Genomic DNA, 13,468 nt, shown 5'->3' on the forward strand with positions numbered 1-13,468 from the left:
CGACAGAAATCATCATACGAGCAACGAGAAATTTGGGAAACATAATTTTTCATAGATTATTGGGAGTTACCGCCAGAGTCATGATGCGTTCTTCGGATAATTCCTCACGCTTCAATTCTCCTGAAATAGTTCCTTCGTGGATGACGAGTACGCGATTGCTGACGCCGATTACTTCCGGCAGATCGCTTGAAACCATAATAATTCCGACACCGCGTTCCGCCAGTTCTTTCATTAAGTTATAGATTTCACGTTTGGCTCCGACGTCTACGCCTCTAGTCGGTTCATCAAGTATCAGTACACGTGAACCGGCTCCGATCCATTTAGCCAGAACTACTTTCTGCTGATTCCCTCCGGAAAGGGCGCCGACCGGCAGTTCCATATGAGCAGTTTTGACGGTCAATCTCTTAATCAGTAGGTCGACAAACTCTTCTTCTTCCTTTTTATTGATCCAGCCTCCTTTCGAGAATTCCTCGAAGGCAGTCATACTGACATTATCTCTAACTGAGAAATCAAGGATCAGCCCCTCAGACTTCCTGTCTTCTGTCAGGAAGCCCATGCCTCTCTTAACTGCATCATTTGGTGTCCTGATATCGATTTTCTCACCATCAAGATAAATATCTCCGCTGTCAATTTTGTCTATTCCAAAAATCCCTCTCATTATTTCTGTCCGTCCGGCACCCATCAGTCCGGAAAAGCCAAGTATTTCTCCCGAATGTAAGGTAAAGGAGATGTCCTCGTAATCTGGGTGGTGAGTTAAGTTGCGCACTTCAAGTACCGCTTCTCCTTGACTATTATCCATTTCAGGGTAATAGTCTTCCAGATCCCGACCAACCATGTGTCTGACGATTTCGTCATAGCTGGTGTCCTTTGTTGCTTTCGTACTAATAGATACCCCGTCTCTCATGACCGTTACTCGATCACTTATTTCAAAAATCTCCTCCATACGGTGCGAGATGTAGACTAGAGCCACGCCCTTCTTCTGAAGCTGTCTGATGATTTTGAACAGCGTACGGATCTCTCTGTCAGTCAGTGCGGCTGTTGGTTCGTCCATGATGATCACTTCTGCATCGTTCAAAAGCGTCTTAGCGATTTCTATCAGTTGCTGCTGTCCGACACTTAGGGTTTTCATCGTTCGGTCAAAAGAAATATCGATACCTAGTTCACTGAAAACTGATTCAGCTTTCTTCTCCATTTCTCTTCTCTGAACCCAACCTAGTTTATTTCTAATTTCTTTCCCCATAAACATATTTTCAAGTACTGTCATGTCCGGCCAGGTGATCATTTCCTGGTGGATAAAACTCACCCCATTTTCCTCCGCTTCTTTCGGGTTGGCGTAAACTCTTTCTTCATTATTTATAAGCACTTCTCCACTATCTTTTTTGTGCAGACCTGTCAGAATGTTCATGAGCGTTGATTTACCTGCACCATTTTCTCCCATCAAGGCATGAACCTCTCCGGAGTGAAGGCTGAAGTCTACCCCTTTAAGCACCTTGTTTTCACCGAAAGCTTTTGTAATCCCTTTCATTTCTACTTGCACGATAATTCCCTCCTAAAAAAGTACGCCTGCCTGTAAAATCACGTTTGCGTAAGGGGTGATTTCTCCTGTCCTGATAATCGCTTTTGCCTGGGCTGACCGCTTCTTAAACGCTTCGTGTGTCAGATAAGAAGACTCCGTTCCTTCCTGCTTCATCCTACTTATGATTTGCTCGTGGACCGCCTGATTCTTTTCCTTGATTTCTTCAGCAAGTATAATGTGTTCAACTTTCATATCGTCTACGACTGCATCCATCACATCCATAAATCCGGGTGTTCCCATCGTTAATGCTAGATCGATTTTTTTGACCCCATAAGGTATCGGCAGGCCGCAGTCCGCAATGATTAGTTCATCCGTGTGTCCTAAATCGGCCAGCACTTTACTGATTTCGCTATTTAAAATCCCATTCTTTTTCAAAATCCTTATGCTCCTTCACCTGTTCTAATGTTGGTGCTCCTGTCTGAGCGCCCGCTTTTTGAATCGACAGACCAGCTGCTATATTGCCGAATCGGATGCTGTCATGAAGATTCAGGCCGGATGCATATGCAAAGGCAAATGCACCATTAAAAGTATCCCCTGCTCCTGTGGTATCTACAACCTGTTCTACTTTTATCGATGGAATGCGTTGAATCTCCTGTCCGTCATGATAAACCGCTCCTCTGCTACCCAAGGTAACAATCAGTTTATTCGGATACTTTGCGAGCACAGTTTCAATATCTTCTCCCGGAAAGAGGACTGAACATTCGGTTTCGTTAGGAGTCAGGAACGTGACCTGGTCAATAAGTGACGAATGTAATTCCCGGGCCGGAGCAGGATTAAAAAGCAAAGGAATTCCTATCTCGTTGCATCGTCTGATCAGATGTTCGACGGTATCGACTGGCGTTTCGTTTTGAACCAGTACCAGATCACTATTCTGGAAGACTTTTTCTTCTTCAATGACTCGGTCGAGCATCTCTGGCATATAGGCCCCGTTTGCACCTGGAACATATATGATTGAATTATCGCCATCAACAAGCGTGATAAACGCTGACCCCGAGGAATGTGTAACCCGTTCCACATCGTTTACATTTATTCCATTTTTTTCAAGGTTCTTAAGTAATTCGTTTCCAAATGGGTCTGTGCCAACTGCTCCAAGCATAGTCGTTTCAGCCCCTAAACGGGCACTTGCAACGGCCTGGTTGGCGCCTTTCCCGCCAAAGCTGGTTCTGAATACTTCTCCCTCTACTGTCTCTCCCATCATCGGGAGTTTTTTTGTTTCTACTACAAAATCAGTTGATATACTACCTATTACTGTTATCTGTGCCATACGATCTATCTCCTTCTATCTTAATGAATCTCTTCTGATCAGCTCAGGCTGCAATTTCACTATCTTATCGATGATTACTTTCTTCTCAATCAGATCGACGAGCATCTTGGCTCCTTTAAAGCCAACTTCATATGCAGGCTGAGCTATGGTGGTCAGCCCTGGATACATCAGTCTGCTGAAAAGCATGTCATCATAGCCGATTATCTGAATATCTTCTGGTATCCTGTGTTTCCGTTTGATCGCTTCTTTCATTACTGCCAGAGCAAACACATCATTACTCGCAATGACACTGTCGAAAGACTTGAATGTATTAAAGAGCTTCTGCGCTGTTTCTTCTGCCTTGTCCACTTGAAAGGTTTCTGTTTCAAATACTCTGTAACTCGCCCCTGCAGCGTTTAGAACTGACAATGCACCGGACAGACGGTCGTTAGCTCCTGAAACATGTCTTGGGCCAGCCATGACGATGATATTTTTCCCTCTTGATTCGAGGACAGCTTGACCTGCCAGCTTCCCGCCAAGTCGATCATCCGTTGAAATGGAGTAGTTTTCTTCCTCCAATGCTCTGTCAAGAAGGACATATGGGACACGGTCGTTGTTCTTTCTTTTTCCTGATGCAGCGGACAGTACGCCACTGATATTATATTGAGAGAAGAATTTGACATACATGTCTTCTTTATCTGCGTTGTCTTCCACATTTCCTAATATGACTATATAGCCATTCTGCTGTGCATAGTCTTCTACCCCTTTTGCCAGCAGTGGAAAGTACGGGTTAGAGATGTCGGGCAATAGCAGACCGATCATCTTGGAGCTTTTCTGATAAAGTGAACGCGCCACCTCATTAGGATAGTACCCCAATACTTTGATCGCTTCTTCCACTTTTTTCTGGATTCTTTACCTACGTATCCGCTGTCATTTAAAGTCCTGGAGACTGTTGCAACGGAGACGCCTGCATATTCTGCTACTTGTTTGATCGTTACCATTTTTCTCACCCTCAATCTGTAACCGATTACACATTTAGTTTAACATCTCTTTTTTTTTTGTCAATAGAAAACGCTTTTCTTTTTATTTTTCTTGTGCTTGACTATTCAGCATGCTGTTTCCTAGTCTATAAAAATGTGAGTCGATATAAATTCAGATGATTCCCAATTAATGCCGGCTGTCTGTTATACTGAAACACATATCATACTTAGGAGGACTACTATTGAGATTTTTACAAGGATTTCCATTAAGAAGAACGAAAATCAGCGATCAGATTCTGATGTGGCTGGTCTCACCTATTATTTTCCCTTTCATTATCTCCATTTTGTTCAGTCTTGTTTTCGGTTTAATGAACGCTCATCTGTCACAGGAGGCCCTGCTTCAGTCATTCGTGCAGCTGGAAGGGGTCATGACCTTCATTGCTTTTGCAGGAGGTCTCGTCCTGTCGGTCATCATTATTTATGCGAAGAAAATCCCACTGATGAACAGGAAACGCCTGTCCCGAAGCGAATGGACAATCCTTCCTGGTCTAACTGGTGAAGACTGGAAGTTTCTTGCCTGGTATATACCAGTTGGATATGTATTGTTCAATATTGGTGGATCTGTTCTCGAGTACATTGTTGGAGACGGTCAACTTATCAATCAGGAAGCGATTGAAGCGATGGCAACAGACACACCGACATGGATGCTGTTCATAACTATAGTGATCGCCGCTCCACTTGTTGAGGAATGGCTCTTCCGAGGAATTATCTTTTTCCGCAAAGAACACAATGACGTCAGCTGGTTGACTCTGATCATTACGTCTGTATTGTTCGGACTTGTCCATGTTCCCACATCAATAGTGGCTGTATATACTTATGTCGGCATGGGCCTGCTGTTCGGCTATGCAGCTAAACGGACCCGGTCAGTCGAAGCCGCTATTTTCTTCCACTTTATCAATAACCTGATCGGCTTTTTTGTCCTAATCACACTTTAAAATAAATACAAGGTTTTCACGTCATGTAAAAGACAGCTCTTCTTTTAAGGGAGCTGTCTTTTTTTCATTTATTATTTATTATTTAATCCTGTTCACCCTGGACCTTCTTCTTGCTTTCTTCATAGGCCTGAATAGCCAGTTCTCTACTTCGCTTATGGTTAACGATCGGCTCAGGGTAATCTTCACCAATAATGACTCCAAATTCTACCTGTTCTTCTTTTGTAAGTGTTGAAGGTTCGTGTATTTTTTTAGTGTCGATGGCTTTCAGTTCCGGGACATACAGTCGGATAAAATCTCCCTTCTTATCAAAGCGTTCGGACTGAGTTGTCGGATTAAAAATCCTGAAGTAGGGCACACCGTCTGTTCCGGTTGATGCAGCCCACTGCCAGCCTCCGATATTACTGCAGGGATCATAATCTACCAGACGGGTCTGAAAGTATTTCTCTCCCCATCGCCAGTCAATCAGCAAGTCTTTTGTCAGAAATGAGGCTGTAATCATTCTCAGTCGATTATGCATCCACCCTTTATGCTTGAGCTGACGCATAGCCGCATCCACGATTGAAAACCCTGTTCTGCCTTCTTTCCATTTTTCGAAATTCTCTTCAGTAGCATAATGGATATAATGAAAGCGTAAACATTTAACTGACAAGCGTTTTCAAAATACTCATGAGTCAGTTCTCTAATCAAAGTCATGATTTAGTCTCCTATAATTCTTTACTAGTATTACTACAACCTTATTATAGCCGGTCTTTAAGGCGATAGACAAAAAGAACCCTTCAAAAAATCGAAGGGTTCTTTTTGTCAAAATATCATTACTTAGTCATTACTCAAGTCTTCGCCATTTGATGCGATGACTTTTTTGTACCAGTTGAAGGATTTCTTAGGTTTGCGTTCAAGCGTTCCGTTTCCTTCGTTATCACGGTCAACATAGATGAAGCCGTAACGTTTTTTCATCTCACCTGTTCCGGCACTGACCAGATCGATACAGCCCCATGAGGTATAGCCCATCAAGTCTACTCCGTCGAGTTCAACGGCATCTTTCATTGCGTCGATATGCGCTGCAAGATAGTCGATGCGGTAGTCATCTGCCACGTAGCCATTTTCGTCCGGCTCGTCGATGGCTCCCAGTCCATTTTCAACGATGAATAATGGCTTCTGATAACGGTCGTAAATATCGTTCATTGTTATGCGCAGCCCAAGTGGGTCGATCTGCCATCCCCATTCGCTGGCTTCAAGATAGGGGTTCTTAACTGAAGCAAAGATATTTCCAGCCGTTTTCTCGTTTACCTTTGGATCGCCTGATGCAACGCGGGATGAATAGTAAGAGAATGAAATGAAGTCAACAGTATGCTCTTTAAGAAGAGCCTTGTCCTCTTCAGTCATTTCGATCTCGATGCCTTCACGTTCCAGTTCTTTCAGTGCGTATGCAGGGTACTCTCCACGCGACTGAACATCGATGAAGAAGTAGTTCTCATGATCGGCTTCCTGAGCGGCACGAACGTCTCTTGGATGAGGCGTATTAGGATAATATTTTCCTGCGGCCAGCATACATCCGACCTGATTTTCCGGATCCACTTCATGAGCAATCTTAGTTGCCAGTGCACTCGCAACCAGTTCATGGTGTGCAGCCTGGTATTTCACCTGCTTCTGATTTTCGCCTTCTTCAAATGCCAGTCCGGCACCCATGAATGGTGCATGCAGAATCATGTTGATTTCATTGAATGTTAGCCAGTATTTAACTAGACCTTTATATCGCGTGAACAGCGTGCGTGTAAGGTTTTCGTAGAAATCAACCATTTTACGGTTGCGCCATCCGCCATACTCTTTAATTAAATGCATCGGGCAGTCGAAGTGAGTAATCGTTACTAAAGGTTCGATGCCATGCTTGTGGCATTCTTTAAATAAATCTTCGTAGAATTTCAGACCTTCTTCGTTAGGCTCTTTTTCATCGCCTTTAGGAAAAATACGTGTCCAGGCAATAGACAGGCGGTAAGTCTTGAATCCCATTTCTCCGAACAATGCGATATCTTCTCTGAAACGATTGTAATGATCGATGGCTTCTTTAGCCGGATAGAAATGGTCCTCATCGAAATCGAAATGCTTCATCTGGCCTGTAATGATAGCCGGACGGTCTTCTCCGATTGGGACGACATCGACGTTAGCCAGTCCTCGTCCACCTTGATCGTATCCCCCTTCAAGCTGGTTGGCTGCAGTAGCGCCGCCCCATAAAAAGTCTTTTCTAAATCCCATATTTATTCCTCCTGTTGTCTGTTTTCTAACTGTTTACTTTTTCAGTTTAAAGCGTGTAATCCATTACATACAAGCGAATTCTGACAAAAATGTGAGGAATGCGTAATCCTGTGGCTAGGCCGTCATTATTATGGTAAAGTGTCAAGGATGCAGGTTTTTAGAGAAAAGAGGAACACAAATGACTCATTATGATGTACTAGTCGTCGGTGGCGGCACGAGCGGCATGATGGCTGCCATTTCAGCCGCGGAACATGGAGCGACTGTCGGACTGGTCGAAAAGAACAAGTTCGTCGGCCGTAAGCTTCTGGTAACTGGAAATGGCCGCTGTAACGTCACTAACAATAGAGATAAAGAAGAAATCATTACTCATATACCTGGGAACGGACGCTTTCTTTACAGTGCGTTTTATCAGTATGACAACTACGATATTATGGATTTTTTCCAGTCTCGTGGAATCAAGCTGAAGGAAGAAGACCACGGACGAATGTTTCCGATCACGGACAAGTCCCGGACGATCGTCAATGCCCTGACTCAGATTATGGAAGAATCAAAAGTTGACGTGCATACCAATGCACCTGTTGAAACGGTGCTCTATAGAGACGGTGCTGTCAATGGAGTAAAACTTATGGATGGACGTGTCCTTTATGCCCATTCGGTTATTCTGTCGACTGGCGGACGCGCCATGCCTAAAACCGGGTCAACTGGTGACGGGTACAAGTGGGCGAAAAAAGCCGGACACACGATCAAGGAACTGTATCCGACCGAAGTGCCGATCACGTCTGAAGAACCGTTCATTCAGGACCGAACACTTCAGGGAATTTCTCTAAGAGATGTAGACTTAAAAGTCATCAATAAAAAAGGAAAACAGGCTATCTCCCACCGAATGGATATGATCTTCACTCACTTCGGCATCTCCGGACCAGCTGTTCTGCGCTGTTCGATGTTTGTTCTGCAGACGATGAAGCGTGATAAGACTGATCATGCTGTCATGAGTCTGGACAGTCTGCCGGATGAGACACCAGGATCGCTTAAGCAGACCATTGAACGCCTGATGAAAAAAGAAGGCGAAAAGAGCATGAAGAATACTATGAAGCAGTTCGGACCTGAGCGCTACATCTTGTTTGGACTGGAACAGGCCGGGATCGACAGTGAACGTGCCTTCAAGACGTTGACGCCTAAAGAAGTCGACGCCCTTATTACCTTCTTGAAGGATTTCCGTTTCAATGTTCATGGCTCTCTTCCGATTGAAAAAGCATTTGTTACAGGTGGCGGTGTTCACACGAAAGAAGTGAATCCTAAGACTCTGGAGAGCAAGCTGATGCAGAATCTGTATTTCACCGGTGAAATACTGGACTACAACGGCTACACTGGCGGATACAATATCACTGGTGCCTTTATTACAGGTAGACTGGCCGGTATGCATGCGGCCCAGACCGCTTTGAGTATGAAGGCAGCGGACTAATTTGAGAAATCAGGTCGCTCAGGCTTTAGTTTAGGCAGTCTGCAGCCGCTGAAGTACACTGTCGGCACGGTAAAATGCAGTTCAGAACCTTAATCGGGTCCTGAACTGCATTCTTTTTATACTCAGTAAAGTTCAGCCGGAATTTTTCATGCTGAAGTAGAGTCTATTGCTTCGATAATGCAGTTCAGCGCATCCTTTCACTCTGAACTACAGTCACACCGCTTTACACATTTCTAATCTACAATTTCCAGCTGCTCTTTCAGCACGGCGAGCTGTTTTTTCACTGCTGACGGAGCCGGTCCGCCTTCAATGTCCCGTTTATTCACACAGGTAGACAAGTCGATGACAGAGTAAATATCCTGCTCGAATAGTTTATGAAAGGATTGATAGGTCTCGAGAGGCAGCTCTTCCAGCGTGAGGTCTTCCTCGATACAATACTTCACGAGCCCACCGATCACTCCGTATGCTTCTCTGAAGGGCAGTCCTTTTTTAGTCAGGTAATCCGCACAATCTGTCGCATTGATGAAGCCTTTAGACGCCGCGTCACGCATGCGGTCGACATTGACACTCATTGTCTCCATCATTGGAATCATGGCTGACAAGGCTAGCTTCACTGTACTGATGCTGTCGAACAAAGCTTCTTTGTCCTCCTGCATATCCTTATTATAGGCGAGTGGAATACCTTTCATCATGGTCAGAAGGGTCTGAAGATTTCCGTAGGCGCGTCCCGTTTTCCCGCGGACCAGTTCAGCTACATCAGGGTTTTTCTTCTGAGGCATAATGGATGACCCTGTTGCAAAAGCATCATTCAGTTCAACAAATTTAAATTCCTGAGAGCACCATAAAATAATTTCTTCTGAGAGTCTGGACAGGTGCATCATGACCATGCTCAAAGCGTAAGCCATATCTAGAACGAAATCCCTGTCGGAAACACCATCCAGACTGTTGGCGGTAACCGTCTTGAACCCAAGTTGATCCGCAACAAACTGCCTGTCGAGGGGATAGGTGGTTCCGGCCAGTGCGCCATTACCCAGTGGCATGCTATCCGTATGATCTGCCACTTCCTTAAGTCGCTTGATGTCTCTCAGTATCATCTGTGCATAGGCCAGTAGATGATGGGCAAAGGTGACGGGCTGTGCAATCTGAAGATGGGTATACCCCGGCATGATCGTTTCAGTATGCTTCTCTGCCTGATTGATGAGCACCGATTCGAAAGCCTCTAGCTGGTCAGTGATCTCAGCTGCCTGCTTTTTGACATATAGCCTCAGATCCAGTGCGACCTGGTCATTCCGGCTTCGTCCCGTATGGAGCTTCTTACCTGCGTCCCCTATCCGACTGGTGAGTTCCGCTTCGATAAACATATGAATATCTTCTGCTTTCGGGTCGAACTGAAGGGCGCCGTTGTTTATATCCATCAGAATACCTTCCAGTCCCTCCAGAATGCTTGATACATCCTCTTCGGAAATGATGTTCTGTTTACCCAGCATATTTGCATGAGCCATACTGCCTTTAATGTCTTCTTCATAAAGAACATAGTCAAAACTGATTGATGAATTGAATACATCCACTTCCTCGGCACTTTGACCACTGAAACGTCCCTGCCAGATTTTATTCTGATCAGCTGACATAAGATGCAACCCCCATTAGATGAAGGAGAACGGCTTTTTGTACGTGTAGTCTGTTCTCTGCCTCTTCAAAAATTTCTGCGGCATGTTCGTTGAAAACTTCAGTCGTAATTTCTTCCTCTTTATGAGCAGGCAGACAGTGCTGCACCATGACATCCGACTTCGCTACAGACAACAAATCTGAATTGAGCTGGTAGAGATCTTGAAATATCTGCTTTCTCTGTTCGGCTTCTTCTTCATCTCCCATGCTGGCCCAGACGTCAGTAAAGACGACATCTGCATCCTTGACTGCTTCATATGGATTCTCAGTCAGTAGAAATCCTGGATGATCTCTGTAGGTATCAAGTATATGCTGATCAGGCTGGTAACCTAGAGGAGAGGCAACAGAAACTGATGCACCGGCAAGCAGCGCCCCTACGATCAGTGAGTTGGCCATATTGTTCCCGTCTCCGACAAAGGCGAATTTGAGTCCTTCAAGCTCTCCCTTGAACTCCTGAACAGTCATTAAATCAGCCAGAATCTGACACGGATGATACAGATCCGTCAGGCCGTTTATAATGGGAATGGAACCGTGCTCTGCCAGTGCTTCGACATCGCTTTGGTCATAGGTACGAATCATGATTGCATCAAGGTAACGTGAGAGGACTTTTGCTGTATCTTCAATCGATTCTCCTCTTCCCATCTGAAGATCCTGTGCACTCAAATACAATGGCTTGCCGCCCAGTTGACTCATCCCTACTTCGAAAGATACACGCGTACGCGTCGATGCTTTCTGAAAAATCATTCCTAAGGTCTTTCCTTTTAAATAGGGGGTCTCTTCCCCAGCTTTCAGTTTTTTCTTCAAGTCGTGGCCCGTCTCAAGAATCGCAAGCAGCTCATCTTTTGACAGATCCGATAATTTCAGTAAATGATTCATGTGATGGTCTCCTTTTCTTTAACCGTGAGTATATGCTTTAAACAGGCGACGGCTTCATCAATTTCAGATCTGGTCACAATCAGTGGCGGCAGAAGACGAAGCTTATCCTTAGCGGTCAGACACATGATGCCTTCCTCTTTAGCTTTCAGCATGACATCCTTGACTGATTGACTTTTCAGACTGATTCCAAGCATCAGCCCAAGTCCTGAAACAGCAGCCACTTCGTCAATGGCTTCAAGCTGCGCTTTGAGATACTCCCCTTTTTCCTTAACCTGATCCAGAAACTCCTCAGTGAGGGTATCTATAACTATGTTTGCACCGGCTGTTGCGACCGGATTACCGCCAAATGTCGATCCATGGTCTCCAGCTTTCAGTGTGTCTGCTACTTTTTCTCCAAACAATACTGCGCCGATCGGCAGGCCATTCCCCAGACCTTTTGCACTGGTTACGATATCCGGTTTTAGCCCCAGCTGTTCGTAGGCAAATAAGGTACCTATTCTGCCGATCCCCGTCTGAACCTCGTCGATGATGAGCAGGATATCTTTTTCCTGGCAGACTTTGGACACTGCTTCAGTAAATTCCGTGTCAAGAGGAACGACGCCTCCTTCTCCCTGAATTGCTTCGATCATGATGGCACAGACAGTATCGTCTGCTTTGTCAAGAAGCTGTTTAGGCTCATCGGCGTCAATGAAATCAAAGCCTTCGGTGAACGGGTCAAAATATTTATGGAAAATATCCTGACCAGTGGCCGACAGGGTCGTCACTGTCCGTCCATGAAAAGAATTTTTCAGCGTAAGTATCTTATGTTTATCCTTATGGGTCTCATGTCCGTATTTTCTGGCTGTTTTAATGGCCACTTCATTTGATTCCGCACCAGAATTGACGAAAAGCACATGCTGCATGCCCGTCTTTTGGCACAGTTTCCCTGCAAGTTCGGCGGCAGGCTTTGTATAGTACAAGTTTGACACATGCTGGAGCTGACTCAGCTGATTCTGAGTGGCTTCGACCCATTTCTTATGATTATAGCCAAGCGAGTTGACACCTATCCCGGCTGTGAAGTCCAGATAGGTTTTTCCATCTTCATCAGTCAGTGTACAGCCTTCTGCTTTCTGAATGACCACATCCAGACGGTTGTAGGTTGGCGTGATATAGTCATTCGTCATCTCGATCGTGTTCATGTCAGGCTCCTTTCAGCTTCTTTTTCTTCTTTGTAGAACAAGGTCCCGATGCCGCTGTCTGTCAGAAATTCAATAATCAGTGCATGCGGGATTCGACCATCCAGTATAACTGCCTGCTTGACTTGGTTTTCAACCGCATCCTTACAGCAGCTGACTTTCGGTATCATCCCCCCGCTAATCACGTTATTCTGATATAAATGTTCTACAGTGCTGATTTCTATTTGTTGAATTAGGGTCGACGGATCAGATGTATCTTCCAGTACGCCGGGCACATCTGACATGAGAACAAAGTTGTCCGCCTTGAGTGCTTTGGCAATCCCGCCTGCCATTTCATCTGCATTGATATTGCAGCTGTTGCCATCTTCATCCATGCCTATACAGGATATAACTGGAATGTACCCTACGCTGACCAGATCTTCAATGACTTCTGTATTGACTTGGCTGATTTCTCCAACAGCTCCCAGGTCCTCAGGATTTTTTAAGGTCGCCTGGACTAAGCCGCCGTCTACTCCGCTTATGCCCATCGCTTTGCCGCCTAATGACTGTATCATGCGGGTAAGATCTTTATTGATTTTGCCGGCTAGAACCATCTGTACGATTTCCATCGTTTCCAGATTCGTCTGTCTCAGCCCATTGACGAAGGTACTGGTCACATCAGCCTTATCCAGCCAGTAATTGATGTCAGGTCCGCCTCCATGCACAATGACTACGTTCATTCCGACTTTTGCCAGAAGCATGGCATCACTCAGAACGCTCTTTTTCAGTGACTCGTCCATCATTGCTGAACCGCCGTACTTGATGACGACCATTTTCTTGTCATATCGCTGAATATGAGGCAGGGCATTTGTCAGAACCTCCGCCATTTCAAATGAATTCATAGGTACTCCCTCTATTTTTATTTGCTGACTGTCCTCTTTTTCTACTTACCTTCTTATGCAATCAGGATCTGTAAGCACTGTTGATGGTGACATAGTCGTGAGTCAGGTCGCATCCCCAGGCCGTCGCTTTGCTTTTTCCTTCATATAAAAAGATATCGATAAACAGTTTTTCAGTGCCTAAAATGTCGTAGGCTTTATCTTCGTCAAATGGCAGGATCGCTCCTTCTTCGCAGACACAGACACTTTTATAGAACTCGTCACGGAGGTAGATATCGATCTGTTCATATGCCAGTTCAGCCCCGCTGTAACCCAGTGCACAGAGTAGTCGACCGACATTGGCATCTCTTCCGTAAACTGCAGCTTTG

At 45.0% G+C, this 13,468-nt stretch carries 13 protein-coding genes and 1 pseudogene; 2 read left to right on the top strand and 12 right to left on the bottom strand.

Going from position 1 to position 13,468, the window contains the following annotated elements:
- Nucleotides 1-49: 49 nt before the first annotated feature.
- Genes ABFX15_RS06455 through ABFX15_RS12180 form a run of 5 tightly spaced genes read right to left on the bottom strand, consistent with a single transcriptional unit; the run spans nucleotide 50 to nucleotide 3,820 of the window.
- On the bottom strand, nucleotides 50-1,537 hold the full coding sequence (locus ABFX15_RS06455; protein ID WP_346024648.1) for a sugar ABC transporter ATP-binding protein: 1,488 nt from the start codon (nucleotides 1,535-1,537) through the stop codon (nucleotides 50-52).
- Between the two features lie 12 nt (nucleotides 1,538-1,549).
- Entirely contained in the window at nucleotides 1,550-1,951 is a 402-nt protein-coding gene (gene rbsD, locus ABFX15_RS06460) for a D-ribose pyranase (RefSeq protein ID WP_346024649.1), read from the bottom strand.
- Nucleotides 1,926-2,840: a ribokinase gene (gene rbsK / locus ABFX15_RS06465; protein WP_346024650.1), complete on the bottom strand. Its 915-nt coding sequence runs from the start codon at nucleotides 2,838-2,840 to the stop codon at nucleotides 1,926-1,928. The genes rbsD and rbsK overlap by 26 nt, the downstream gene beginning before the upstream one ends.
- 15 nt (nucleotides 2,841-2,855) lie before the next feature.
- Nucleotides 2,856-3,716 carry a LacI family DNA-binding transcriptional regulator gene (locus ABFX15_RS06470; RefSeq protein WP_346024651.1) on the bottom strand — a complete coding sequence of 287 codons (861 nt, stop codon included), beginning with the start codon at nucleotides 3,714-3,716 and terminating at the stop codon, nucleotides 2,856-2,858.
- Nucleotides 3,638-3,820, bottom strand: a complete 183-nt coding sequence (locus ABFX15_RS12180) for a LacI family DNA-binding transcriptional regulator (RefSeq protein ID WP_428830612.1) — start codon at nucleotides 3,818-3,820, stop codon at nucleotides 3,638-3,640. The genes ABFX15_RS06470 and ABFX15_RS12180 overlap by 79 nt, the downstream gene beginning before the upstream one ends.
- A 221-nt stretch (nucleotides 3,821-4,041) precedes the next feature.
- Between ABFX15_RS12180 and ABFX15_RS06475 the strand changes: the two genes are divergently transcribed.
- Nucleotides 4,042-4,794: a CPBP family intramembrane glutamic endopeptidase gene (locus ABFX15_RS06475; protein ID WP_346024652.1), complete on the top strand. Its 753-nt coding sequence runs from the start codon at nucleotides 4,042-4,044 to the stop codon at nucleotides 4,792-4,794.
- 82 nt (nucleotides 4,795-4,876) lie between these two features.
- Here ABFX15_RS06475 and ABFX15_RS06480 read toward each other — a convergent pair.
- A pseudogene (locus ABFX15_RS06480) lies at nucleotides 4,877-5,395 on the bottom strand (FAD-binding domain-containing protein); the annotation flags it as partial.
- 215 nt (nucleotides 5,396-5,610) lie between these two features.
- Nucleotides 5,611-7,044, bottom strand: coding sequence for a 6-phospho-beta-glucosidase (locus ABFX15_RS06485; protein ID WP_346024653.1), 1,434 nt, complete (start codon nucleotides 7,042-7,044; stop codon nucleotides 5,611-5,613).
- Nucleotides 7,045-7,222: 178 nt separating this feature from the next.
- Between ABFX15_RS06485 and ABFX15_RS06490 the strand changes: the two genes are divergently transcribed.
- Nucleotides 7,223-8,506, top strand: a complete 1,284-nt coding sequence (locus tag ABFX15_RS06490) for a BaiN/RdsA family NAD(P)/FAD-dependent oxidoreductase (protein WP_346024654.1) — start codon at nucleotides 7,223-7,225, stop codon at nucleotides 8,504-8,506.
- A 233-nt stretch (nucleotides 8,507-8,739) separates the two neighbouring features.
- On the opposite strand, the gene argH is transcribed toward ABFX15_RS06490, so the two are convergent.
- The 5 genes from argH to ABFX15_RS06515 all read right to left on the bottom strand — a co-directional run.
- On the bottom strand, nucleotides 8,740-10,134 hold the full coding sequence (gene argH / locus ABFX15_RS06495; RefSeq protein ID WP_346024655.1) for an argininosuccinate lyase: 1,395 nt from the start codon (nucleotides 10,132-10,134) through the stop codon (nucleotides 8,740-8,742).
- Complete coding sequence (argF, locus tag ABFX15_RS06500; protein ID WP_346024656.1) at nucleotides 10,124-11,047, bottom strand: ornithine carbamoyltransferase; 924 nt, start codon at nucleotides 11,045-11,047, stop codon at nucleotides 10,124-10,126. The genes argH and argF overlap by 11 nt, the downstream gene beginning before the upstream one ends.
- Nucleotides 11,044-12,225 carry an aspartate aminotransferase family protein gene (locus tag ABFX15_RS06505; protein WP_346024657.1) on the bottom strand — a complete coding sequence of 394 codons (1,182 nt, stop codon included), beginning with the start codon at nucleotides 12,223-12,225 and terminating at the stop codon, nucleotides 11,044-11,046. The genes argF and ABFX15_RS06505 overlap by 4 nt, the downstream gene beginning before the upstream one ends.
- On the bottom strand, nucleotides 12,222-13,103 hold the full coding sequence (gene argB / locus ABFX15_RS06510) for an acetylglutamate kinase (RefSeq protein ID WP_346024658.1): 882 nt from the start codon (nucleotides 13,101-13,103) through the stop codon (nucleotides 12,222-12,224). Before argB ends, ABFX15_RS06505 begins: the two co-directional genes overlap by 4 nt.
- Nucleotides 13,104-13,164: 61 nt before the next feature.
- The coding region (locus tag ABFX15_RS06515; RefSeq protein ID WP_346024659.1) for a bifunctional ornithine acetyltransferase/N-acetylglutamate synthase at nucleotides 13,165-13,468 on the bottom strand (304 nt) is incomplete at its 5' end.

It is taken from the genome of Alkalibacterium indicireducens (assembly GCF_039522005.1).
GTDB classification, from domain to species: domain Bacteria; phylum Bacillota; class Bacilli; order Lactobacillales; family Carnobacteriaceae_A; genus Alkalibacterium; species Alkalibacterium indicireducens.